Origin of the sequence: Pseudoduganella danionis (assembly GCF_009720775.1) — a bacterium.
Taxonomy (GTDB): Bacteria; Pseudomonadota; Gammaproteobacteria; order Burkholderiales; family Burkholderiaceae_D; genus Rugamonas; species Rugamonas danionis.
The window spans coordinates 607,080-631,607 of record NZ_WNKW01000003.1 but is presented as its reverse complement, the minus strand read 5'-3'; the positions used below and the strand labels follow the sequence as shown (position 1 = coordinate 631,607).

Genomic DNA, 24,528 nt, shown 5'->3' with positions numbered 1-24,528 from the left:
CCAGCGTTTAACCATGGCACCGTCTATGCCATACAGTCGCCCTAAGGATTTAAAGCCGATCCCTTCGGCCTGGTATCGCTGGACAACCTCCAACTTGAACTGCATTGTGTACTTCGCCAATGAAAAACCCCTAAAGTTGGCGTCCAACTTTAGGGGTTCAGTTCAAAGATCAGAGGCTCTTTTGCTACTATGCCCCGAGCAGAGTCAGGCCCTGCTCGTCATCACATCATTCCCACTCGATGGTCGCTGGCGGTTTGCCGCTGATATCGTAGACCACACGGTTGATGCCGCGTACTTCGTTGATGATGCGGTTCGATACCTTGCCCAGCAGCGCGTGCGGCAGGTGCGCCCAGTGTGCCGTCATGAAGTCCTGCGTCTGTACGGCACGCAGCGCCACCACGTATTCGTAGGTACGGCCGTCGCCCATCACGCCTACCGATTTCACCGGCAGGAACACGGCGAATGCCTGACTGGTCGCTTCGTACCAGTTGGCCGGTACGCTGTCCTGATCGAAGCCCGGCACTACTACGGCTTCATACGGCGTATTGCGCAGTTCTTCGATGAAGATCGCATCGGCCTGGCGCAGCAGGTCGGCATATTCCTTCTTCACTTCGCCGAGGATACGCACACCGAGGCCAGGGCCAGGGAATGGATGGCGGTACACCATGTCATGCGGCAGACCCAGCGCCACACCGAGCTTGCGCACTTCATCCTTGAACAGTTCGCGCAGCGGTTCCAGCAACTGCAGCTTCATGTGTTCAGGCAGGCCGCCCACATTGTGGTGGCTCTTGATGGTCTGGCCTTTCTTGCCCTTGCCTGCGGACTCGATCACGTCCGGATAGATGGTGCCCTGCGCCAGCCATTTGGCGCTGGTCAGCTTGCCCGATTCGGCATTGAACACTTCAACGAACTCGCGGCCGATGATCTTGCGCTTTTGTTCAGGATCGGCCACGCCGGCCAGATGGCCCATGAACTGGGCTTCGGCATCGACGCGGATCACTTTCACGCCGAGGTTTTTGGAGAACATATCCATCACCATCTTGCCTTCGTCGAGACGCAGCAGGCCGTGATCGACGAAGACGCAGGTCAGCTGATCGCCAATCGCGCGGTGGATCAGCGCCGCAGCCACGGACGAATCCACGCCACCCGACAGACCCAGTATCACTTCATCCTTGCCCACTTGCGCGCGGATCTTCTCGACGGCTTCGCTGATGTAATCAGGCATGTTCCAGTCCGATTTGCAGCCGCAGATTTCGTGTACGAAGCGGCCCAGCATGGCCTTGCCCTGCACCGTGTGGGTGACTTCAGGGTGCCACTGCACGCCATAGAAGCGTTTCTCTTCGTTCGCCATCGCGGCGATCGGGCAGCTCGGGGTATTCCCCATCAGTACGAAGCCCGGTGGCATTTCCAGCACTTTGTCGCCGTGGCTCATCCAGACCTTCAGCATGCCGTGGCCTTCGTCGGTGACGAAGTCGTTGATGCCGTCCAGCAGCTTGGTGTGGCTACGCGCGCGCACTTCGGCGTAGCCGAATTCGCGAACTTTACCGTTTTCCACTTTGCCGCCCAGCTGGGCTGCCATGGTCTGCATGCCGTAGCAGATACCCAGCACTGGTACGCCCAGTTCGAACACGGCGTCCGGCGCGCGTGGCGCGTCGCCTTCCAGCGTGGAGCTGTGGCTGCCCGACAGGATCACACCGGCGGCGCCATAGTTGCGCACGAATTCGTCGCTAACGTCGTAAGGGTAGACTTCCGAGAACACACCGGCATCACGCACGCGGCGTGCGATCAGCTGGGTTACCTGGGAGCCGAAATCGAGAATGAGGATTTTAGAGTGCATGGATATGTGCAGAAGAGGTCAACAATAGAAAAACGCCGGCCACACGGCCGGCGTTGCAAGGAGCTTAGTCGCCCGAACGGTAGTTCGGCGCTTCCTTGGTGATTTGTACGTCGTGTACGTGCGATTCGCGCATACCGGCCGAGGTGATCTCGACGAATTCGGCCTTGTTACGCAGTTCTTCGATGGTGGCGCAACCGCAGTAGCCCATGGACTGGCGCACGCCGCCCACCAGCTGGAAGATGATGGCCAGCACACTGCCCTTGTAGGCAACGCGGCCTTCGATACCTTCCGGCACGAACTTGTCGGCCTTCATGGCAGCGTCCTGGAAGTAGCGGTCGGCCGAACCATCCGACATCGCGCCCAGCGAACCCATGCCACGGTAGGACTTGTAGGAACGGCCCTGATACAGGATCACTTCGCCCGGCGCTTCTTCGGTACCGGCGAACATGGAGCCCATCATCACGGTCGATGCACCGGCTGCCAGCGCTTTCGAAATATCGCCCGAGTAGCGGATGCCGCCGTCAGCGATACATGGTACGCCCGTGCCTTCCAGCGCTTCGGCCACATTGGAGATGGCGGTAATCTGCGGTACGCCCACACCAGCGACGATACGGGTGGTGCAGATCGAGCCGGGACCGATACCGACTTTGACTGCATCGGCACCATGTTCTACCAGCGCTTTCGCAGCAGCAGCGGTAGCGATGTTGCCGCCGATGACGTCTACCTGCGGGAACTTGGTCTTGATCCATTTCACGCGGTCAAGTATGCCTTGCGAGTGACCGTGGGCGGTATCCACCACCAGCACGTCCACGCCGGCAGCGACCAGCAGTTCGATACGCTCTTCATCCTTGGCACCGACGCCAACGGCAGCGCCAACCAGCAGCTTGCCCTGCGAGTCTTTCGATGCCATCGGGTGCGAGGTCGACTTCTGGATGTCTTTCACGGTGATCAGGCCGCGCAGTTCAAACGCATCGTTCACCACCAGTACGCGTTCGAGACGGTGCTTGTTCATCAGGCGCTTGGCTTCGTCGCGGTCTGCGCCTTCGGCGCCTTCCTTCACGTACACCAGCTTGTCGCGCGGGGTCATCTTGGCGCGTACTTCAGCGTCCAGCTCACGCTCGAAACGCAGGTCGCGGTTGGTGATGATGCCGACTACTTCCTTGCCTTCCACCACAGGGAAACCGGAAATGCCATACTGCTCGGTCAACTGAATCACGTCGCGGATTTTCATGGTCGGCGGAATCGTGATCGGGTCACGCAGCACACCGGCTTCAAAACGCTTGACGCGAGCAACTTCGCGCGCCTGATCCTTGGGGCTCAGGTTCTTGTGGATGATACCGATGCCGCCTTCCTGTGCCATCGCGATGGCCAGACGGGCTTCGGTCACCGTATCCATCGCAGCCGACAGCAGCGGGATATTCAGACTGATATTACGGGTCAAACGGGTTTTGAGAGACGTATCGGCAGGCAGAACATTCGAATACGCGGGGACGAGCAGCACGTCATCGAACGTGAGTGCTTTTTGGAGTAGACGCATAGCATTTCCTATAGGCGCAAAAGCAGATTATACAGAAAATGGCGCATTCTGTCTGCAACTTCCTCGCACCTTGCCGTGAAAGCGCTATCATTAGCCTTCATCCCGTTCGAAAGTATGCCGTATGTGTGTGAATTTCCGACCGCCCGACCCTGCCCTGCTAGAAGCCGTCATGGGCGTGGTAATCGACCTGCATGACAGCGGGTTCTGGCGTGGTGAAACATGGAAGGACTACCCTGCCCCCATCGTCCGGCGCGGCGTCAACGGGCAGCATGAGGGCCTGCTGGCCAGCTATGGCATGGTGCCGCGCGAGCGCATACCGGCCGGCGTGCGGCCATTCGACACCATGAATGCCCGGATCGAAACAGTGGGCCAGTTGCGCTCCTTCTCGACCGCGTGGCAGCACAGCCAGCTCTGTCTGGTGCCCATGACGGCGTTCTATGAGCCCAACTATGAATCGGGCAAGGCCGTGCGCTGGGGCATAGGCGCAGCCGATGGCAGCCTGCTGGCGGCTGCGGGCCTGTGGCGCGCGTGGCAGACCGACGCCGGCCTGCAACACTCGTTCACCCAGCTCACCATGAATGCCGATGAACACCCGTTGATGCGCCGCTTCCACCGTCCCGGCGAGGAAAAACGCGCACTGATACTGCTGCAGCAGGCAGAATGGGACGAATGGCTGGACTGCCGCAATCCCGAGTACGCGCGCAGCTTTGTGCGTCCGTATCCGGCCGAACAGCTACGCGCATGGCCGGAACCGCTGGCGCCCAGAGCCAAGCCCGCCACAACGGAACAAACCGCCACCCAACAAGGCAATTTAACGCTGGACTTCTGATACACCATGAAAAAAATTATCAAAACCTCCACACCATGGCGCCCTCAGGTACTCGTAATTCTGGGTGGCTTGTGCCTGCTAGGCAGCGTGGTACCAGCATGGGCCCAATACATGTGGCTGGACGAAAAAGGCGTAAAACAGCTCTCGGACCGGCCACCGCCGCCCAGTGTGCCGGAAAAGCGCATCCTCAAGGCGCCGGGCAAGACTGCTTTCAATCCCGATGCCGCACCGGCCGAGGAAGCGGCGCCGGCGCAGACCAGCACACCCACGCTGACCGAGCGCAATGCTGATTTCAACCGGCGCCAGACGGAAGCCCGGCAGGCGGCCGGTAAAGCGGCCGACGAGGCGCGCCAGCGGGCCGCCATCGCCGCCAATTGCGATATTGCCAGAAAGAATCAGCAAGCACTGAATGATGGTATTCGCATCGCAACTTACGATAAAAACGGCGAACGGTACTTCATGACGGACGCGGAAAAGCTAGAACAGGAAAAAAACAACCGTAAAGTGTTGGCCGGTTGCAAATAGCCCCTGTTGCAAATGGGGCAAGCTGCCGTATCATGTCGCGATCCTTTTTCTTCGCAACCAGACATGCTCAAGCCTACCTTTAACAAGGGCCGCGCCAGCGGACGTATCACCTTGGCCATGGTTGCACGGCACGCCGGGGTTGCCACCATGACGGCATCCCGCGCGCTGACCCAGCCCGGCCTGGTTTCGCAGCCTCTGCGCGACCGCGTACTGCAATCTGTCGCCGAACTCGGCTATGTGCCCAACCGCGCCGCCCGCGCGCTCGCCTCGTCCCAGTCCAAGGTCATCGCCGTACTGGTGCCGTCGCTGTCGAACGCCGTGTTCACCGAAGTGCTGGCCGGTATCGAAGATGCGCTGGAAGGCGATGATTACCAGATCCTGATCGGTAATACCCGCTATTCCGAGCGCGAGGAAGAAAAACTGATCACCACCTATCTGCAGTCAGCCCCCGATGGCATGCTGCTGACGGGCCTGAGCCCCTGCCCGCGCGTGCAGCAACTGCTGGCAGGCAGCCCCATGCCGCTGGTTTCCATGATGGATCTGGCCGGCGCCGACGAGCAGCCATCGGTCGGTTTTTCCCAGTTTGCCGCCGGCCAGACCATGACGCGCTACCTGATCAGCCGTGGCTACCGCCGCATCGGTTTCATGGGTGCCCAGCTGGACGAGCGCACGCTGCGCCGGGCCGACGGCTACCGTCAGGCCATGCAGGAAGCGGGGCTGGCTGCGCCCGAGCTGGAAGTGATGGTGACCCAGCCCTCCACCATCGCCCTAGGCGCCGCCCTGCTGGACCGCATGCTGGAACAATCGCCCGATTGCGACGCCATCTTCTGCTGCAACGACGATCTGGCCCAGGGTGCCGTGTTCCAGGCCCAGCGGCGTCACCTGAGCATCCCCGACCAGCTGGCCATCTGCGGCTTCAACGACCTGCCCGCCTCGGCGTGGATGAATCCCACCCTGACCACCATCAGCACGCCACGCTACCGCATCGGCTTCGAAGCGGCCACGCTGCTGCGCTCGCTCATCAAAGGCGAAACGCCGCCGGCCCGCCACATCGACCTCGGCTTCACGCTGATGGCGCGCGAGAGCGCATGAGCCAGCCTGTCGCCCGCAGCTGGGTAGTCATGGGCGTCAGCGGCAGCGGCAAGTCGTCCGTGGGCCAGCAACTGGCGCACGCGCTGCAATGCCCTTTCATCGAAGGCGATGCCTTCCATTCGCCGGCCAATATTGCCCGCATGAGTTCCGGCATCGCCCTCAGCGATGCCGACCGTGCCGACTGGCTGGGCGCACTGGGCGACGAAATCCGCCGCGTTCGCCAGCAGCATGGCGGCTACGTGCTGTCCTGCTCGGCACTCAAGCGCGCTTACCGTGACCGCCTGCGTCAGGCCGATCCTGCGCTGCGCTTTGCCCACCTGCATGGCGAAGCGGCACTGCTGGCCCAGCGCATGGCCGGCCGCAACGCCCATTTCATGCCGCCCAGCCTGCTAGCCAGCCAGCTGGCGGCCCTGCAACCGCTGGAAGCGGACGAGGCCGGACTGGTGCTCGACATCCGCCACAGCACCGAACAGCTGGTGCAGGCGATATTGATGCAATCCGGCGCAGCATCCTCTTAAATACGCCTAGACTGGCACTACTACCGCAGCGCGGGAGGACGCCATGAATCTCACCAAGCAAGAGCAGCTGCAGCGCGCGCTCAACGATGCGGCGCGCGACATCGTGCGTCCGCCGCTGACGCTGGCCGCCATCAGCATGCCGCTCAGCGCGGCCCAGATCGCCGATGGCAACCTCAATATCGTGCGCAACAAGGATACCGGCTGTATCCAGTTCATCTTTCCCGGTCATCGCGCGCCCCAGCTCGATAGCGCACCCGCTTCCGCCATGGACTGGCTGGTGCATGCCGCCCTGCGTGTGCGCGAGGAGATTACGCAGGGCATGATAGAAACCATGGAAAGCCACAGCAAGCCGGAACGCCTGCTCAAGCTGGGTGCCGGCTGGCAGCAGCCTGCCACGGCGCAGGATCTGGCCGGTGCGCGCGGCCGCAAAGTGCTGCTGATGGTGCATGGCATCTGCAGCAGCAGCGAAGGCGCATTCTGCGAACTGGAGCGCGACGGCACGCTGTCCACACTGGTCGAACACTATCAGGGCCAGGTGTACGGCTATGATCACTGGACCATCGCCAAGACGCCGCAGCAGAATGCGCTCGATCTGCTGCAACTGCTGCCAGCCGACGGGCAATGGCAGCTCGACATGCTGTGCCACAGCCGTGGCGGGCTGGTGGTGCGCAGCCTGCTGACCGAGGCCACGCAGGACAGCACGCTGGCCGCCGTACGCAGCGCCCGCCAGGGCCGCATCGCCAGCGTGGACAAGGCCATCTTCGTGGCTGCAGCCAATCAGGGCACGCCACTGGCCCAGCCGGCCGATGTACAAAGTTTTCTGAATATCGCCGCCATGCTGGCCACCATCAGCGGCGCGCTGGGGCTCGATTTGGTGATCGCACTGGCAAGGCTGGTGCTGAATCAAGGCCTACAACGACCCAGCATCGCCGCACTGGCCAGCCAGTCGGCACTGCAGGCCCAGCTAGCCACCGGCAGCAGCCTGCTGGCAGCGGCCAAGGTCTACTACGCGCGCGCCGATTTTGCCTACGGCGGCTCGGCGCTGGAACAGACGGGCGCGCTGATCAATCATTTGCTGATCTCCGCCGACAACGATGTGATCGTTCCCTACGACAGCGTGCTGCTGCCGGAAGCCGCACCGGCCGCCGACCATCTGCTCGACTTCGGCACGCCGCAAAAGCGCCAGAGCGAAGTCTGGCATACGGAATTCTTCCGCCAGCCCGCCATGCGCAAATTCATTTTGCAGGCAGTACGATCGCCAGCGTAGTGCCATCCACGTCCGAGGTGGTCATGGCGATGCTGCCGCCGTGGGCCTCGGTAATCAGGCGCGCCGAATACGTCCCCAGACCGCTGCCGTTCTCCTTACCCGAGGTGGCATATTTTTCGAAGAAGCGTTCCCGCATCGGTTCCGGTACGGCCGCACGGTTATGGATACGGATCTCGCCATCGGCAGCCAGCGTGATGCGCACCGTATCGCCCGCCGTACTGGCCTCGGTGGCATTACGCACCAGATTGTGCAGCATGGAGTACAGCAGCAGCTGGTTGCCCGCCACGCTGCGCGCTGCGCCCAGTTCCAGCACGATGCTGATATGCCGCCCCACGCAGATGCCGCGACTCTCGTCGGCCACCCGCTGCAGCAGCGCCGCAAGATCAACCGGATGGGGTTCGGGGCGATAGTCGCCCGCTTCCATGCGCAGCAGCAGCGCCGACAGCTTGAGCATGTCCAGCATATCGTTGGCCGTGCGTTCGATTGCCACCAGCTGGCGGTTCTGGGTTTCGTTCAGCGGACCTTCCAGCAGCATGGCGCTGCTCATGCCGATAATCGCTGCCAGCGGATTATGCAGGTCGTGGCGGGTGATGCGTTCCACCTCTTCGCGCAAGCGCGCATTCTCCAGCGCCAGATCGAACTGGGCACGCAGATTCTCGCGGTCGCGCGCCGTGCGCAGGGCCGTGGCCACGCGCGCCTTCAGAATCATCGGTTCGATCGGCTTGCTGACGTAATCGACGGCGCCCAGCGCCAGCCCTTCCACCGTGCGACTGGCATCACTGACGGCGGTGAGGAATATCACGGGGATATGAGCCGTAGCCGGATCGGCCTTGAGGCGGCGGCATACTTCGAAGCCATCCATCTCCGGCATCATCAGATCCAGCAGCACCAGATCGGGGGCACTGCTGGCGCACAGCTGCAACGCCTTGTCGCCGCGCGCAGCCAGCTTGACCTGATAATCGTCGCGCAGCAGTCCGCCCACCAGCGTCAGATTGGCTGGCGTATCATCCACCACCAGCACGGTCTGGCGCTGCGCGGGAGCAGCTTGCGGCGCTGCGGCGGTCACTGGCGGGGCCAGACGCTGGCCGCCTAGCGCAGCCTGAATGCGCCGTTCCAGTTCATCTGGCCGGAACGGCTTGAGCAGAAAATCGCTGACCTTGGCCTCGATGGCCGCTGCCACTTTCTCGCGCTGGATTTCGGCCGTCACCAAGATGAAAGGCAGGCGCGCCAGTGCAGGCGTGCTGCGCACCTGCTTGAGCAGATCCAGCCCGCTCATGCCCGGCATGGACCAGTCGGACAGCACCAGTGAAAAACTGCGCCCGGCCAGCAGCTTCAAGGCGTCCTCGCCATTACTGGCCGTGTGCACATCCGTCATGCCCAGCAGCTTGAGCTGGTGCACCACCAGATCGCGCATCACGGCAAAATCATCGACTACCAATATTGTCGGCTGGCCCAAGGGCGCCTCCCTTTCCATCATGGTTGCAGGCTGCGCCTATTTGCGCAGCAGTATATTCAGTCCGGGTTTCAGATCGGCGTCTTCTACATAGCCTATCGCCCCCGGCGTGGACTGGACAAAGCTCACCACTTCCGCACCGCTGGCCAGCTCGCGCGGAGGCGTGCCCTTGCCGATATAGCGCCGCACGGTCCAGTAGGCCGTGTATTTTTCCTCGTCCTGATTCAAATAGGTCTGCAGGAAGTGGGCGCGCACCGTGTTACCGCTGCGTAGATTCACTGCCGCCACCGTCACGCCGGCCACCTCGACCACCTTGCCGCTATAGATTTTCTGCACCTGCGCGTCGTCCAGACGGGGCAGATTGCCATTGCCGATCACCACCACGCCGGCCAGTGCCAGCGGCGCGGCGGCGGCCAATGCGATGGCAGCCAGCAGGCGGTGCCCGCGCCGCCGTTTGCAAAGTGCTGTGAGCTGGTCCATATCAGTACACCACACTGTAGGTGGCCGACAGCACATTCAGGTTCTGATGCTGGACCACGCCAGCGCCTGCACTATGGTCGATCAGGCTGCTGCTGGTGCCGATATGCACCTGCATCCATTCCAGCTTGAACTTGCTGTTCGGGCTCAGACTGTAGGAGCTGCCCAGCGACAGCGAGCGCTGGTCGTCCACCCCGCCACGCGTGCCTTCCGCAACGCGCGCTGCGCGTTCCGACAGCAAACGGGCCAGCGTCACATACGGCGTCCATTTACCCACGGGGCGCAACAGTGTCAGGTAGGCGCCCTGCGAATTCTTCGGCGTTACTGCATTCGCAGCGTGGCGCCAGGCATATTCACTGACTACCCGCAGGCCAGCATCGAAATGCAGATCGGCGCCCAGCAGTGCCACACGGGTATCGATGCCGTCGCTGTCGGCACCCAGCGGCACACCGGGTGCAATATCGCTGCTGCCCTGCTGCGGTTCTAGCGGACCGGCGCCCTGCCCCATGCCATCGACGCGGATGCGCGAACGCTGCCAGCCCATGCGCCACACATCGTCCTCGTGGCGGTAGGCCAGCACCACGCCACCCGAGCGCGTATGCAGTTCGCCGGGCGAGCTGCCGCCCTGCTGTGCACGCGCCGTCAGGCTGGTGCGCCCAGCATAGGCTTCCAGCCCCAGCTCGCCGGAAGCCAGCGACCAGTTGCGGCTAAAGGCCAAGCCCGTGTAATCATTGGTGGGCGCAGTCGAATACACTTCCGTCGGCAGATGCATCACATCGTAAGATGCGCCGACCTGCATGTTTTCCGAGAATAGATACATGGGCATGCGCAGCTTGCCCGCGCGTAGCAGCGTGTCGTTGCTCAGGCGGTAGGATAGGAATGCCCATTGTAGTCGGGCGTCCCAGCGCTGGTCATCGCTGACGGACGGCGCCATGGTGGCTTGCACGGTCGCGCTCCAGCGCGGTGCCAGTTCGGCCACCAACTGGGCACCGGCCAGACTGTCGCGCCGGAAGGTGCCGCTGCGGTCCACATAGCGTTCATAGGTATAGCTGCGATCGGAGACGGCATAACCGGCGGTGGCAAAGCCAGACCAGCTCAGATCGGCCGCATGCACAGCGGGCAGGCTGCCCAGTCCCGCACCCAGTAGCAGTCCCAGACGCAGCGCCAGCGGGGACCATCGGGTGCGGCTGACCGCTTGGGAGGTAGGTAATTTCATCATAAACAGTGTCAGGTAATGGATTCCGGCAGCAGGGTCAGCGCCGTATCGAAGTCGATATTCTCCAGCGCGTGGTTAATCTGCTGGACTATTTCAACAGGCAAGGCCGCTGCAAAGGCGGCGCGGTGCTCTTCCCACAGGGCGATGCAGTCGCCATCGCTATCGGCCAGCAACGCGCGCAGCTGCGGCAGGCAATCGGGCAAAGCGGCGGCTGCACCCGGACCGCCGCCCTCCACAGGTGCGGGTGGCTGCGGTAGTGCAGCCAGCAGGCTTTGCAGCGGCGCGGCCAGTGCGGCTAGCGCTGTCTGTGCCGCCGCAGCATCCTGAGCATGACAAGCACTTTCCAGCGCTGTCGCCAGTTCGGCCACGCTAGCTGCGCCTATGGTGCCGCTCAGGCCACGCAGCGTGTGCGCCAGCCGCTCCGCTTCACCCCACTGGACTGCGGCCAGCAATCCTTCCATCGCTGGCGTCAGTTGGGCAAACTCCTGACCGTAACGCTCCAGCATGCCCCGATACAGCGACACCCGGCCGCCACAGCGACGCAGGCCGGAAGCCGTATCCAGTCCGGCGATAACAGGCAGACCTGCCGCGTCGCTGTCCGCCAGCGCGCCGCCCGCGCCACTCAGACCGCTGGCGCCAGCAGGGCTATTAAGACCACTGAGGCCACTAAGGCCAATTAGACCGCTTAGACCGCCGACAGAGTTCGATGGCGCGGCATAATGGCGCGCCAGTTCGGCATACAGTTCCTCCGGTTCTATCGGCTTGCCGATATGGCCGTTCATGCCGAGCGCCAGACATTGTTCGCGCTCTTCCACCAGCGCATGCGCCGTCATGGCAATCAGCGGCAGCGCCGCAAATTCAGGCCGGGCGCGCAGGCGGCGCGTGGCCTCGTAACCATCCATCACGGGCATCTGCAAATCCATCAGCACCACCTGGTAATGATCGGGCGGCACGGCTGCCAGCAGATCCAGCGCAGCCTGCCCGTGTTCGGCCACGGTCACCTGCACTCCGCGCCCTTCCATCAGCTCGCAGGCCAGTTGCTGGTTGAGCGGATTATCTTCCACCAGCAGCACGCGCATGCCATCGAGTGCGGCCGCCTGCTGGCGCAGCGGCAAGCTGGCGTCGATGCTGGCCTGCCCCGTTACACTGGCCAGCAATTCACGCAGGGCCGCCGGCAACACCGGCTTGGCGAGGAAGTGGCGCGCGCCCAGACGCCCGGCGCTGATATGCAGATGCTCGGCATCGTAGGCAGAGACAATGGCCGTGACGGGAGCCTGCCCGTTCAGCGCAGCGAGCACGCTGTCGCCGCCTGCGGGCGGCATTACCCAATCCAGTAGCAGCAGATCATAAGGCTGACCAGCGGCATGAGCCGCCTGCGCCTGCGCAATGGCGGTCGCAGCGCTGTCAGCCAGATCGATACAGCCGGCACCCTCGGCGCCTACGCCGAGCGCCTGCAGCAGATGCTGCAGTACCGTGCGGGCTTCCGGCTGGTCGTCCACCACCAGCACGCGCAGCGTATCGAGCCGGGCCAGCGCCATGCTGGCCGCAGCGCCCGCCGTCCGCCCGAAGCTGGCGCTGAACACAAAGCTGGAACCCTGTTCCGGTGAACTATCCACGTAGATGGCACCGCCCATCAGCTCGACCAGCCGCTTGGAGATGGTCAGGCCCAGCCCCGTGCCGCCAAAGCGGCGCGTGGTCGAGCCGTCGGCCTGAGTAAATTCCTGGAACAGATTGGCCACTTGCTCAGCCGTCATGCCTATCCCCGTATCGCGGATCGCAAAACGCAGCGTCAGCGCCGTGGCGCTACTCTCTGCCACCTCCACCGACAGCCGTACATAGCCGCGCTGGGTGAACTTGACGGCATTCGACAACAGATTGGTCAGTACTTGCCCCAGTCGCAGTGCATCGCCGTTCAACATGCCCTGCTCGCCCAGCAGCTGCGGGTCTTCCACGTCGAGCAGCAACTCCAGCCCCTTGTCGCGCGCCGCCATGCTAAGCAGCGACATGCTATTGGCCAGTACGTCTTCGAGCCGGAACGGCGCTTGTTCCAGCCGCAGCTTGCCCGCTTCGACTTTGGAAAAATCCAGAATATCGTTGATGATGCCCAGCAGTGACTTGGCCGCCTGATGGACTTTGCTGACGTAATCACGCTGGCGCGCATTGAGCTGCGTTTCCAGCGCCAGATGGCTCATGCCAATGATCGCATTCATGGGCGTGCGGATTTCGTGGCTCATATTGGCCAGAAACATGGACTTGGCCTGCGTCGCTGCCTCGGCCTGTGCCCGCGCTGCTTCCAGCTCGCGCTGTACGGCAGCACGCGCCGAAATATCGCCTTCGATCGCCTGCGCCATGCCATCCAGCGTGCCGCCCAGCTCCTGCACTTCTTCCACCGCACTAGGGCCGCTGCGCGCTGCCTCGGCGCCACCATAGCGGGTGCTGTAATCGCCGCCGCGTAGCTGGCGTGCGGCGCGGCTCAGCCGCGTGATGGGCGCCAGCACTTTGAGCCGCACCACCTGAAACGCGGACAGCACCAGCAGCACCGTCAGCGCCATCGATGCCAGCGAAATCGCGATGCGCTGTTCCAGCCGCTGCGCCGCCATATCCATTTCCGCACTGGTGCGGCTGTCCGTGATAGCACTGAGCGCATTCACGGCGCGCGACAGATCAGCTTTGAGTTCGCTGTACTGCTTGCTGTAGACCAGCTGGCTGGCGTAATCGCGCCGCGGCTCGCCATCATCGACAAAGTCGCCCTGCACAGGGTCGTACAAGCCCTGCGTAGCAGCAAACGCGATCTGCTCGATCTTGTTCATGGCGGCCGTGGCGGCGATCACCTGACTCAAGGCCTGGAATTCGGCCGGACCGAATCCGGCCTTCTTCATTTTCTCGGCCAGCGAGACCTTCAGGCCCTGCTCGGGCAGATGGTGTTCGATGCGCCCCGCAATCGCATCGTCCCAGTAGGTCATGGGATTGTAGTTGGCCGGTGCCGGCTTGCTGCCTTCGCGGATGGCGAGGATGTCGTAGTAGTAGAACAGGTAGCGGGTTTCGCCTGTCAGCGTGTAGGCCCGCACCAGTTGGGCCAGCTGTTCGGTTTCTTGATGTAGGCCATGGGTCAGCGCCAGCGCATCCTGCCGGTACTGTTGCGAAGAAAGCATTTCATTATGGGCTTGGCGGATCAGAATGATCAGCCAGCCATTGGCCGCCAGCGAGAGCAGCACAAGAAACGAAAACCAAGCAGAAATTCTGCGTAATTTCATAGGCGGGACAGCATACTTGGCCAGAGAAGCAATAGCACAAGAATAGAACAGAATGCCTAAAAAACGAACAAAAAGTCACTCTGCCGTGTGGATTTGCGGCAATAGTGTTGGTTTGTCAGACGCTGGCTTTGCGCCGGCGGCGCGCGTGCTTGGGATCGGCAATCAGCGGGCGATACAGTTCGATGCGGTCATGCTCGCGCAGCACCGTATCCAGCGTCTTCTTTTTGGCATAGATGCCGACCTGCAGCGCCTGCAGGTCCAACTGCGGCAAGCGCTGCTGCAGGCCGCTCGCAGCAATGGCCTCGGCGATGGTGCTGCCGGCCGGTACCTGCAACGCTTGCAGGAATTGCACGTCATCGCTGGCGTAGCAGACTTCGATATTCAGCGCATCATTAGCCATACACTGCCTCCGCCCGTTTGCAGAACGAATCCACCATGCTGTTGGCGATCATGCCGAACACGGGACCGACCAACTGTGCCAGCAGCGCGCTGGAGAATTCGTAGTGCAGATCGAGTTCGATTTTGCAGGCATCGTCGCGCAAGGCCTTGAAACTCCACACCCCGTCCAGACATTTGAACGGCCCGTCGACCAGTTTCATGCGGATTTCCGATGGTGCCGTATTGTGATTGGAAGTGGTAAAGCTCTGGCGCACGCCGCGGTAATTGATGCCGACACTGGCCACTACCTGATTGTCGTGTTTTTCCTTGATTTCGACCGCGCCGCACCATGGCAGAAACTGGGGGTAATCCTCGATCGCAGCCACCAGATCGTACATCTGCTGGGCGCTGTATCCGAGTAAAACTGACTTGTGCACTACTGCCATACGCTAACCATTTGCTATCATGTTGAATTATTCGCGTAAAAATCCGCGTAGCAGTAGTTTAACCGATACCATCCCATGACCATAGCTGATAACAAAAAAGCCTTTTTTGACTACTTCATCGAAGACCGCTATGAAGCGGGCATCGTGCTGGAAGGCTGGGAAGTCAAGGCCATCCGCGACGGCCGCGTGCAGATCAAGGAAGCTTATGTGACCATCAAGGGCGACGAGCTATTCCTGTTCGGCGCCCACATCAGCGCCCTGCCCACGGCCTCCACCCACATCCACCCGGAAGCCGTGCGCACGCGCAAGCTGCTGCTGCACCGTCAGGAAATGGATAAGTTGATCGGCAAAGTGGTCCGTTCCGGCTACACGCTGGTACCGCTCAATCTGCACTACAAGGGCGGCCGGGTGAAGTGCGAAATCGGTCTGGCCAAGGGTAAGAAGATGCACGACAAGCGCGCCACCGAGAAAGACCGCGATGGCAAGCGCGAAGTAGCTGCCGCGATGAAGACCCACCGCCGTTAATCAGACGGCGCCGCCCTGCCGCAGCAGCTAAAGCAGGCGCGGTAACACATCGGCCGCCGAGGCGGCCAGCTTCAGGCTGATCAGGTCATCGGCGCGGGTCTTGCCCAGATTGATGGCCGCAATCGGCTTGCCCGCAGCAGCGGCCAGCTTGCAGAAGCGGAAGCCGGAAAACACCATCAACGACGAACCGACCACCAGCAGCGCATCGGCCTGTTCGGCCAGCGCCAGCGCGGCCGCCGTGCGCTCGGGCGGAATATTATCGCCAAAGAAAATCACGTCGGGCTGCAACGTTCCGCCACAGTGCGGGCAGACCGGCATGTGGAAGCGCTGCATGGCTTCCAGCTCCACTTCAGCGTCACCATCGGGACGCACTTCCGGCACTACACTATCCGCATCGGCACTTGTGGCATTGGCCGCCAGTTCGGGATTATGCGCGAGCAGCCATTGCTGGATGCCGGCACGCGCATGGATGGCGCGGCATTGCAGGCAAAGCACGCCGTGGATATTCCCGTGCAGCTCGATAAGCTGGCGCGTCCCGGCCTGCTGGTGCAGGCCATCCACATTCTGCGTAATGATGGCGCCTATGCGCCCGGCAGCTTCGAGCTGCGCCAGTGCGTAGTGGGCCGCATTCGGCTCGGCCTGCGCCAGCGTAGGCCAGCCCACCATGCTGCGTGCCCAGTAGCGCCGCTGCACGGCTGCATCTTTGCGGAAGTCCGGCCCCTGTATCGGCGCACGGCCGCGCCTCACGCCATCCTGATCACGGTAGTCGGGAATGCCGGACGCTGTACTCAGACCGGCCCCCGTCAGCACCAGCACATTGCGGTGCCGGTCGAGAAATTCGCCCAGCTGCGCTAGCTGGTTCTGCGTCACCTGCTGCATGTAGCGCTCAGGCCTGCAAACGCATGCGCAGATCAGCTATGCTCGCTGTCCACTCGGCGTAATATTCGCTATCTTCCCATAGCGCGCGCAGTTCGGACTCCGGCGCCACGACTTTATCGAGTACCAGCAAGGCTTTCTGCGCCAGATCGGCGCGCGGCTTGGCCTTGAGCTTGCGGGCAGCGACCCAGGCATCGACGGCGGCACTATCTTCCGTCTGCTCGCCGCCGTTGCCCTGCAGCCGTGCCAGCACTTCGATGGCCACCAGCGCTTCGATCGCATACGGCGCCTCAAGTCCGCCAGCGTCGCTTTGCAAGGCAACGTCCAGCGTATTTTCTACCGCATCCAGATTGCTGACCTGTGCCAGATCTTCCGCCCAGTCCTGCGCATAATCGTTGCCGAATGCATCGACCGCCCATGTACCCATTACCACTCCCACACTGGTTGCTGCGGCGCTGCTGAACCGCTCTGTCAAAGCACGAATCTTAGCAGACATGGGCCCGGCGCTGCGGCCTGACTCATCCATCAGCGGCCACGCTATGGATGGCCGCTCTCTTGCAGGTGGCTATGCTATATTTCCGCTAGGCTCCTCTCACAAGGTTCACCATGTCACTCACTCGATCTTCGCCATATCGCACTATTCCCGCCGAAGCGCGCTGGAAGGACGCAGTGATGGGCCTTGCTCCGGCAGAAATTGATCCCCATCTGGCATCGACGCTGCGCCTGGACCCGCAACAGCAAGTCGCTTCCGCAGGAAGCTGTTTTGCCCAGCGGATTGCCGAAGCACTGCAGCAGAGCGGCTACGGCTATATGGTGGCGGAAGATGGCCCAGCGTTTCTGAGCGCGGAGGAACGCAAAGCGCTGGGCTATGGCGTGTATAGCGCACGCTACGGCAACCTCTACACCACCTTGCAACTGTTGCAGCTATTCGACCGCGCCTACGGCCACTTTGATCCCGTCGAACCGCTATGGCGCAATAGCGAGGGCGCCTATCTGGACCCGTTCCGCCCCAATGTGCAGCCGGGTGGCTTTGCCAGCGCCAGCGAATGTCTGTGGGACAGGCGCGCACATCTGGCGGCAGTCCGACGCATGTTTGAGAACTTGGATGTATTTATTTTCACACTGGGCCTGACTGAAGCCTGGCTGAGCAGCGAAGACGGCGCCGTGTTTCCGGTTTGTCCGGGTTCCGGCCTGGGTGGCGAGTTCGATCCGGCACGCCACCGCTACCACAACTTCAGCGTGGCCGAAGTCTGCGAACAGCTAGATCAATTTGTACATCGCCTGGCCGCAGTCAATCCGCGCGCTCAAATCATCCTAACGGTTTCGCCCGTACCCCTCATGGCGACGTTCGAGCAACGCCACGTACTGCAAGCCACCACCTATTCCAAATCCGTGCTGCGTGTGGCCTGTGAAGAAACCATCCGGCGCCACAGCCATGTGCACTATTTCGCGTCCTACGAAATCGTCACCGCGACCGGCGACAGTCAAAGCTATTTTGCGCCGGACCGACGTACCGTACTGCCGGCGGCAGTACAGCATGTGATCGCATGCTTCCGGCACCAGTACATGGGCGATGCCGCGCCCGTCGTCCGCGCCCCTGCCGCCCGCAACGAACAAGCCGCTGCACTCCCCGCGCAACCGATGTGCGATGAACAGCTAGTGATGGAAGCGCTGGCCCGTCACACCCAGGCAGGAACCTAACCATGAACGTAACTTTGCTGGGTACGCCCAGCCCGATATACCTGATCGGCGAAAGCCATACTCTGATCTTCCGTAACCGTCTGTTCCGCGCCAACGTCCACCAGCGCGAACAGCTATATATGACGCGTACCCGCTATCTGCCCCACGTACTGGCCCAGAACTTCTGCAACCCCAGTGTGCGCGCCTACCACCAAGATTTGCTCGATGCGCTACGCGCCGAAGAATTGCTGCGCGCCGACCTCACGCCGGCGCATTACTCGCTGGATGGCGCCACCATCAGCGGCGCCTGGATGGAGCAGCGCGCCATTCTAGCGCCGGCCATGGTGCTATGCATCGGCGATCTGGACTTGCACCATCTGCTTAACCAGTTCGTCGGCTATGACTTCGAACTGCCTGACACGCCTATCTATGCCACCGACTACACGCTACAGCCGGTGGCTTACAGTACCGTACTGGCCCAACTGGAAAAGCTGTTGCTGCCGTTCACAGAGGGCATGCGCCATTTACAGGCGTTTGGATTCAGCCGCATGCTGGTGCACTGTATTCCACCGCGCTCGGCCGATGAAGCTGCCACGGCGCGCTGGACCAAAGTGCCGAAAGCCGTGCGTGCCAAGCTAACCGTGCTGGCCAACCAAATTCTTGCGCGCGCCTGTGCCGACATCGGCCTGCCATTCATCGATACCTGGGATATTTTGTGTGAGCATGGCTATCTACGCACCGAATTCGATCTCGATGGTACCCATCTGACGCTGGCTGCCGCGCAGATTTCGCTTGAACGCATCGTCACCCTGCTGCATCAGCATACCTGGAATGCCCAGAATGTCGTGCGCTACCAGCATGCGCAAAACCAGGCTGAGCGGCACGGCTATGCGGCCATGGCCACCAGCGACAGCGTGGCCAGCGGCCAGCTATCCCTGAGCCCCACCACAGCCGCCACGCTACTGGGCACAGACCATGACTATCAGCCTATCGCAGCAGAAAATACCCGACCAGATTGGGCTGCGCCGACTGCACCGAACGGCCTGCGTGCCGCCACGCCCGGCGACGGGCAACTGGAAGCGGCACTGACGCTATTACAGACGGATGCGGCGCAAACCCTGCTTCATGCAGGCATAGACTATGCGCTCACCTGCAGCAACTATCGCACTGTGCGTCTGGATGCCGGCCAGGCCGCCTGCACGCTGGCAACGCTTCGACAAAGCTGCGGTATCCGCAAAGCCTGGCTGCGGCTGGAAGGCAGCGGCCAGTTGCATTTGCACAGCAGCAGCGGCACGCCTTTGCACACGCTGGACGCCGCCGTGGGCAGCATGGTGCTCTACGATCCGGCCGCAGCGGTATGCACGCTGGAAGCGGGCACGACCGGGCTGACGCTGCTGGAACTGACACTGATCCCGCGCGCAGTGCAACAGCCGTTCCGCGTGATTAGTAGCGCGCAGTACCAGTTCCCGCTCGATCCGTTCCAGTACAGCGTAGAAAACATGGCAGCGGTGCCGCCATTTGAAGGCAGCCAGGTCTGCTTGCGCGCCATCACCATGCAGTAGATTTCAGGCTAGCGGCTTCTGGGTCTTGACAACCTGCATGGCCGTGGCGATCAGGCCGCTCATATCACCGAGATTGGCCGGAATGATGATGGAATTATTGGTCTTGGCCAGTTGGGCAAACGCGCTCACGTACTGCTCGGCCACTTTGAGGTTGACGGCATCGGTCCCGCCCTGTTCGCTGATGGCTGCGCCGACCTGACGCAAGGCCGAGGCATTGGCTTCGGCCAGCGCCACGATGGCAGCAGCCTGACCTTGCGCCCGGTTGATGGCGGCCAGCTTGTCGCCTTCCGAACGGGCAATCTGGGCTTCGCGCTCACCATTGGCGATATTGATCTGCTCCTGCTTGCGCCCTTCCGAGGCGGAAATCAGCGCGCGCTTCTCGCGTTCGGCAGTAATCTGCGCCTGCATCGCGTGCAGTATCTCTTTCGGTGGAGTCAAATCCTTGATTTCATAGCGCAGCACTTTGACGCCCCAGTTAGCGGCCGATTCATCGATGGCGTTGACGATGGCTGTGTTGATATGCTCACGTTCCTCGAAGGTTTTGTCGAGTTCCATCCGGCCTATCACGGAACGCAGCGTGGTCTGGGCCAGCTGGGTGATCGCGGCAATGTAGTTGGACGAGCCGTAGGATGCGCGCATGGCATCCGTAATCTGGAAGTACAGGATGCCATCCACCTGCAGCTGGGTATTGTCCTTGGTAATGCAGACCTGGGGTGGTACATCAAGCGGGATTTCCTTGAGCACATGCTTGTAGCCTATGCGGTCGATGAAGGGAATCACGATGTTCAGGCCCGGCCCCAGCGTGGCGTGGTATTTACCTAGCCGCTCCACCACCCAGGCATGCTGCTGCGGCACCACGTTGATGGTCTTGAACACAAATACCAGCGCTACCAGAAACAGAATCAGACTGACGTTACCAAAACTGATATCCATAAATCACTCCTTGTCGTAGTTGCTCTTAGTCTGCACGCATAGGCGCCGCAGCACCGCTCAGGTTGCAGCGGCGACGATCAGCCGGCTGCCCCGCACTTCGCGTATCGTGTATGCGCCTGCTGCCGGCGTCGCACCGGCCTCCAGTTCCACATCCCACAGCGCGCCGCGGTACATCACGCGCGCCATGCCATCCTGCCACTCGCTGACCTGCACAGTCTGGCCAATATCGAGGTGCTGGTTGGGGTCGCGTCCAGCCGCCACAGCCAGTTGTTCGGGCGTGTAGCGGCTCAGCCGCAACAGCACCGTGGCCAGCATGCCCACCAGCGCTGCCAGCACGGTTTGCGCGGCCATGCCGAAGCCCAGCATGGCCGCTAGCGCGCCCGAGATCAGGCCCAGCGCTATCATCAGCAGGTAAAACGTCCCGCTGAATAATTCCATGATGACCGTTGCGCCCGCAGCCATCAGCCACAAACTCCAGTCCGTCATACTGCTCTCCTTTCCGGCGATAAAACACACAAAATAAAATGTAAAAACCCCCGCAAGCCCGTGTGGGCTGCGAGGGTTTTCAGAGACAACGTAAGCGTTGAGGTATTAATGGTGTTGTTGAAACCTTAATGCGACAACCGCAGTCTATACCAATCCCGGCTTACGTCAATCCTTTTCGCTGACTTACTTGACCAGCGTAGCCAGCTTCTGCCACGTATCGATCACCGAGTCCGGGTTCAGCGACATCGATTCGATGCCCTGTTCCATCAGCCAGACAGCGAAGTCCGGATGGTCGGATGGGCCCTGACCACAGATACCGATGTACTTGTCGCGCGCACGGCAAGCCTTGATGGCCATGGCCAGCAACGCTTTCACGGCCGGATCGCGCTCGTCGAAGTCGGCTGCCAGCAGTGCCATGCCGGAATCGCGGTCCAGACCCAGCGTGAGCTGGGTCAGGTCGTTGGAACCGATCGAGAAGCCGTCGAAGTGGTCGAGGAACTGGTCGGCCAGAATCGCGTTGGAAGGCACTTCGCACATCATGATCAAACGCAGGCCGTTTTCGCCGCGTACCAGACCATTCTTGCCCAGCAGGCCCACAACTTTTTCAGCCTGACCCAGCGTACGCACGAACGGTACCATGATTTCGACGTTGGTCAGACCCATGTCGTTACGCACGCGCTTCATGGCCTGGCATTCCATTTCGAATGCACCGGCGAAGTCGTCCGCCAGATAACGGGCCGCACCGCGGAAGCCCAGCATCGGATTTTCTTCGTCCGGCTCGTAGCGCGAACCGCCGATCAGCTTCTTGTACTCGTTGGACTTGAAGTCCGACAGACGCACGATCACTGGTTTAGGCCAGAACGCCGCAGCGATGGTGGCCACGCCTTCGGCCAGCTTGTCGACGTAGAAGGCTTTCGGCGATGCGTGACCACGGGCCACGGATTCCACGGCTTTCTTGAGATCTGCATCAATATTCGGGTATTCCAGAATGGCTTTCGGGTGTACGCCGATGTTGTTATTGATGATGAATTCCAGACGGGCCAGACCCACGCCGGCGTTCGGCACAGCCTGGAAGTCGAAGGCCAGTTGCGGGTTACCCACGTTCAGCATGATCTTGGTTGGCAGCTTAGGCAGCTCGCCGCGCGAGACTTCCGACACTTCGGTTTCCAGCAGGCCGTCGTAGATCTTGCCTTCATCGCCTTCCGCGCACGATACGGTGACGAAAGTGCCATCTTTCAGCACATCGGTCGCATCGCCGCAACCGACCACGGCCGGTACGCCCAGTTCACGCGCGATAATCGCCGCGTGGCAGGTACGGCCACCACGGTTGGTAACGATGGCGGAAGCGCGCTTCATCACCGGTTCCCAGTTCGGGTCGGTCATGTCGGCAACCAGCACGTCGCCCGGCTGTACGCGTTCCATTTCCGACGGATCGGTAATCACGCGCACTGGACCAGCGCCGATTTTCTGGCCGATTGCGCGGCCCGAAGCCAGCACGGTACCGGTCGATTTCAGCTTGAAACGCTGCTGTACATCGGTGGCTTTCTGCTGCGATTTCACGGTTTCTGGACGGGCTTGCAGAATGTACAGCTTGCCGTCGCGGCCATCTTTGCCCCACTCGATGTCCATCGGACGGCCGTAGTGGGTTTCGATGATGACGGCGTACTTGGCCAGCTCCACCACTTCTTCGTCATTCAGCGAATAGCGGTTGCGCATTTCAACTGGCACATCGACGGTTTTCACGGAACGGCCAGCTTTGGCTTCGTTGGTGAATTCCATCTTGATCAGCTTGGAGCCGATGTTGCGGCGGATCACAGGCGATTTGCCTTTTTCCAGCATTGGCTTGTGCACGTAGAATTCGTCGGGATTCACGGCGCCCTGCACCACGGTTTCGCCGAGGCCATAGCTGGAGGTGACGAACACCACATCCTTGAAGCCCGATTCCGTGTCGATGGTAAACATCACGCCGGAAGCGCCCAGATCCGAGCGCACCATGCGCTGCACGCCGGCCGACAGTGCTACTTCGGCATGGGTGAAGCCTTTGTGTACGCGGTAGGAAATCGCACGGTCGTTGTACAGCGATGCGAACACGTGTTTCATCGCGTCCAGCACGTTTTCAATGCCGACCACGTTGAGGAAGGATTCCTGCTGACCAGCGAACGAGGCGTCCGGCAAGTCTTCGGCGGTAGCCGAGGAACGCACGGCGAACGATACTTCGGTGCTGGAATCAGCCACCAGAGCAGCGTAGAACGCTTCGATTTCCTGTTGCAGACGGGGCTGGAACGGAGTGTCGACGATCCATTGACGGATTTCCGCACCGGCTTGCGCCAGAGCACGGACATCGTCGATGTTCAGATCGGCCAGACGATCGGCGATGCGGTCGGCCAGCGGCTTGCCGCCTTCGATACTGTGCGACAGGAAGTCACGGAATGCCTGGGCCGTGGTGGCAAAGCCACCGGGCACACGCACGCCGGCACCGGCCAGCTGGCTGATCATTTCGCCCAGAGAGGCGTTTTTGCCGCCGACGGATTCGACATCCGTCATGCGCAAGTTTTCAAACGAAGCAACGTAAACCGCGTCGTTGTTCTGCTCCTTCAATGCTGCGTTGGACATAATTACACCTTTTGATGATAGAAATCTTCCAGCGAGGCGCAGACATGTTTCTTGTTATTCTGTTCGTCGTGCAGCACAATCTTGCCATTGCCGTCCATTCTACAGCCTGCGACGCAAATTGACGATCCACAATAATGACTGGCGCTTCCCCCATGACACAAGAACAACGCTCTCCCCTGCCTTCCGCTGCCCGTACCGTGTTTTTTGTTTCCGACGGCACCGGCATTACCGCTGAAACTTTTGGTCACTCCGTACTCACCCAGTTTGACTTGCGGTTCCGTCAAATTCGCCTGCCTTTCATCGATACGGTCGATAAAGCACACGAAGCTGCACGTAAAATCAATGAAGCGTTTGCTACCGATGGTTACAGACCGATCATCTTTTCGACCTTGGTGAAGACTGAACTGTCACAAATCATCCGCCAGTGCAAAGGTATGCACATGGACTTGATCCAGACATTTGTTGCACCTTTGGAACAAGAGCTGGGCGTTATGTCCACCCACACTATTGGTCGCTCGCACAATATTGTTGACAGTGAGGAATATAAAAACCGCATCGAAGCGATCAATTTCTCGCTGGCCCATGATGACGGCCAGTCACATAAAAACCTCGCTTCGGCCGATGTGATCCTGGTTGGCGTATCGCGTTCGGGCAAGACGCCAACCAGCCTGTATCTGGCCATGCAGTACGGCATCAAGGCGGCCAACTACCCGCTGATACCCGACGATTTCGAACGGGGCCGCCTGCCATCCTCGCTATACGAGTTCAAAAACAAGATTTTTGGCCTGACCATTACCCCCGAGCGGCTGGCGGAAATCCGTAATGAACGGCGTGCCGGCAGTAAATATGCGTCCATCGAAAACTGCCGCTACGAAGTCAACGAGGCAGAAAACATGATGAAGCGCGAGGGCATACGCTGGCTGTCCTCGACCGCCAAATCGATCGAGGAGATTTCTACTACCATCTTGCAAGAAATCAAGCCTAACCGGCGCGACTACTAATCACGCGGCCTGCCATGCATGCA

At 61.1% G+C, this 24,528-nt stretch carries 22 protein-coding genes; 9 read left to right on the top strand and 13 right to left on the bottom strand.

What is annotated here, in order from left to right; all coding sequences use genetic code 11:
- Positions 1–226 precede the first annotated feature (226 nt).
- Together guaA and guaB are read right to left on the bottom strand one after the other, a co-directional pair.
- Positions 227–1,837, bottom strand: a complete 1,611-nt coding sequence (gene guaA, locus GM655_RS14410) for a glutamine-hydrolyzing GMP synthase (RefSeq protein ID WP_155435325.1) — start codon at positions 1,835–1,837, stop codon at positions 227–229.
- 64 nt (positions 1,838–1,901) lie between these two features.
- Positions 1,902–3,374: an IMP dehydrogenase gene (gene guaB, locus GM655_RS14405; protein WP_155435324.1), complete on the bottom strand. Its 1,473-nt coding sequence runs from the start codon at positions 3,372–3,374 to the stop codon at positions 1,902–1,904.
- A 121-nt stretch (positions 3,375–3,495) separates the two neighbouring features.
- Here guaB and GM655_RS14400 point away from each other — a divergent pair, with 121 nt between their 5' ends.
- The 5 genes from GM655_RS14400 to GM655_RS14380 all read left to right on the top strand — a co-directional run bounded on the left by GM655_RS14400 (position 3,496) and on the right by GM655_RS14380 (position 7,605).
- A complete protein-coding gene (locus GM655_RS14400; RefSeq protein ID WP_155435323.1) occupies positions 3,496–4,203 on the top strand; it encodes an SOS response-associated peptidase in 708 nt (235 codons plus the stop codon).
- Between the two features lie 6 nt (positions 4,204–4,209).
- Positions 4,210–4,728 carry a DUF4124 domain-containing protein gene (locus GM655_RS14395; protein ID WP_196308770.1) on the top strand — a complete coding sequence of 173 codons (519 nt, stop codon included), beginning with the start codon at positions 4,210–4,212 and terminating at the stop codon, positions 4,726–4,728.
- Between the two features lie 63 nt (positions 4,729–4,791).
- Positions 4,792–5,820 (top strand): HTH-type transcriptional regulator GntR, encoded by a 1,029-nt coding sequence (gntR, locus tag GM655_RS14390; protein WP_155435322.1) that lies wholly within the window; start codon positions 4,792–4,794, stop codon positions 5,818–5,820.
- Complete coding sequence (locus GM655_RS14385) at positions 5,817–6,338, top strand: gluconokinase (protein ID WP_229632573.1); 522 nt, start codon at positions 5,817–5,819, stop codon at positions 6,336–6,338. The genes gntR and GM655_RS14385 overlap by 4 nt, the downstream gene beginning before the upstream one ends.
- Before the next feature lie 43 nt (positions 6,339–6,381).
- Complete coding sequence (locus GM655_RS14380; protein WP_155435321.1) at positions 6,382–7,605, top strand: DUF7379 domain-containing protein; 1,224 nt, start codon at positions 6,382–6,384, stop codon at positions 7,603–7,605.
- Here the strand turns inward: GM655_RS14380 and GM655_RS14375 are convergent.
- The 6 genes from GM655_RS14375 to GM655_RS14350 form a co-directional block, all read right to left on the bottom strand.
- The gene (locus GM655_RS14375; RefSeq protein ID WP_196308769.1) at positions 7,574–9,061 is read right to left on the bottom strand and encodes a response regulator; all 1,488 of its coding nucleotides are present in this window, start codon (positions 9,059–9,061) and stop codon (positions 7,574–7,576) included. The genes GM655_RS14380 and GM655_RS14375 overlap by 32 nt on opposite strands.
- Positions 9,062–9,097: 36 nt before the next feature.
- On the bottom strand, positions 9,098–9,538 hold the full coding sequence (locus GM655_RS14370) for a hypothetical protein (RefSeq protein WP_229632572.1): 441 nt from the start codon (positions 9,536–9,538) through the stop codon (positions 9,098–9,100).
- A gap of 1 nt (position 9,539) precedes the next feature.
- Positions 9,540–10,754: a hypothetical protein gene (locus GM655_RS14365; protein WP_155435319.1), complete on the bottom strand. Its 1,215-nt coding sequence runs from the start codon at positions 10,752–10,754 to the stop codon at positions 9,540–9,542.
- Between the two features lie 8 nt (positions 10,755–10,762).
- Positions 10,763–13,966, bottom strand: coding sequence for a hybrid sensor histidine kinase/response regulator (locus GM655_RS14360; RefSeq protein ID WP_371866818.1), 3,204 nt, complete (start codon positions 13,964–13,966; stop codon positions 10,763–10,765).
- Between the two features lie 154 nt (positions 13,967–14,120).
- Complete coding sequence (locus tag GM655_RS14355) at positions 14,121–14,405, bottom strand: RnfH family protein (protein ID WP_155435317.1); 285 nt, start codon at positions 14,403–14,405, stop codon at positions 14,121–14,123.
- The gene (locus GM655_RS14350) at positions 14,398–14,829 is read right to left on the bottom strand and encodes a type II toxin-antitoxin system RatA family toxin (protein WP_155435316.1); all 432 of its coding nucleotides are present in this window, start codon (positions 14,827–14,829) and stop codon (positions 14,398–14,400) included. The genes GM655_RS14355 and GM655_RS14350 overlap by 8 nt, the downstream gene beginning before the upstream one ends.
- 75 nt (positions 14,830–14,904) lie before the next feature.
- Between GM655_RS14350 and smpB the strand changes: the two genes are divergently transcribed.
- On the top strand, positions 14,905–15,354 hold the full coding sequence (gene smpB, locus GM655_RS14345; RefSeq protein ID WP_155435315.1) for an SsrA-binding protein SmpB: 450 nt from the start codon (positions 14,905–14,907) through the stop codon (positions 15,352–15,354).
- Positions 15,355–15,381: 27 nt separating this feature from the next.
- On the opposite strand, the gene GM655_RS14340 is transcribed toward smpB, so the two are convergent.
- Together GM655_RS14340 and GM655_RS14335 are read right to left on the bottom strand one after the other, a co-directional pair.
- Positions 15,382–16,233, bottom strand: a complete 852-nt coding sequence (locus GM655_RS14340) for an NAD-dependent protein deacetylase (protein WP_155435314.1) — start codon at positions 16,231–16,233, stop codon at positions 15,382–15,384.
- A gap of 7 nt (positions 16,234–16,240) precedes the next feature.
- Positions 16,241–16,657 carry a DUF4259 domain-containing protein gene (locus GM655_RS14335; RefSeq protein WP_155435313.1) on the bottom strand — a complete coding sequence of 139 codons (417 nt, stop codon included), beginning with the start codon at positions 16,655–16,657 and terminating at the stop codon, positions 16,241–16,243.
- Between the two features lie 179 nt (positions 16,658–16,836).
- On the opposite strand from GM655_RS14335, the gene GM655_RS14330 reads away from it, so the two are divergent.
- Positions 16,837–17,931 carry a GSCFA domain-containing protein gene (locus GM655_RS14330; protein ID WP_155435312.1) on the top strand — a complete coding sequence of 365 codons (1,095 nt, stop codon included), beginning with the start codon at positions 16,837–16,839 and terminating at the stop codon, positions 17,929–17,931.
- 2 nt (positions 17,932–17,933) lie between these two features.
- Complete coding sequence (locus GM655_RS14325) at positions 17,934–19,472, top strand: SGNH/GDSL hydrolase family protein (RefSeq protein WP_155435311.1); 1,539 nt, start codon at positions 17,934–17,936, stop codon at positions 19,470–19,472.
- A 3-nt stretch (positions 19,473–19,475) separates the two neighbouring features.
- On the opposite strand, the gene GM655_RS14320 is transcribed toward GM655_RS14325, so the two are convergent.
- From GM655_RS14320 to ppsA, 3 genes are all read right to left on the bottom strand, one after another.
- Positions 19,476–20,405, bottom strand: a complete 930-nt coding sequence (locus GM655_RS14320) for an SPFH domain-containing protein (protein ID WP_155435310.1) — start codon at positions 20,403–20,405, stop codon at positions 19,476–19,478.
- Positions 20,406–20,462: 57 nt separating this feature from the next.
- The gene (locus GM655_RS14315) at positions 20,463–20,891 is read right to left on the bottom strand and encodes an NfeD family protein (RefSeq protein ID WP_155435309.1); all 429 of its coding nucleotides are present in this window, start codon (positions 20,889–20,891) and stop codon (positions 20,463–20,465) included.
- Between the two features lie 183 nt (positions 20,892–21,074).
- Complete coding sequence (gene ppsA, locus GM655_RS14310) at positions 21,075–23,504, bottom strand: phosphoenolpyruvate synthase (protein WP_155435308.1); 2,430 nt, start codon at positions 23,502–23,504, stop codon at positions 21,075–21,077.
- 152 nt (positions 23,505–23,656) lie between these two features.
- Between ppsA and ppsR the strand changes: the two genes are divergently transcribed.
- Positions 23,657–24,505, top strand: a complete 849-nt coding sequence (gene ppsR, locus GM655_RS14305) for a posphoenolpyruvate synthetase regulatory kinase/phosphorylase PpsR (RefSeq protein ID WP_155435387.1) — start codon at positions 23,657–23,659, stop codon at positions 24,503–24,505.
- The last annotated feature ends 23 nt before the right edge of the window (positions 24,506–24,528 follow it).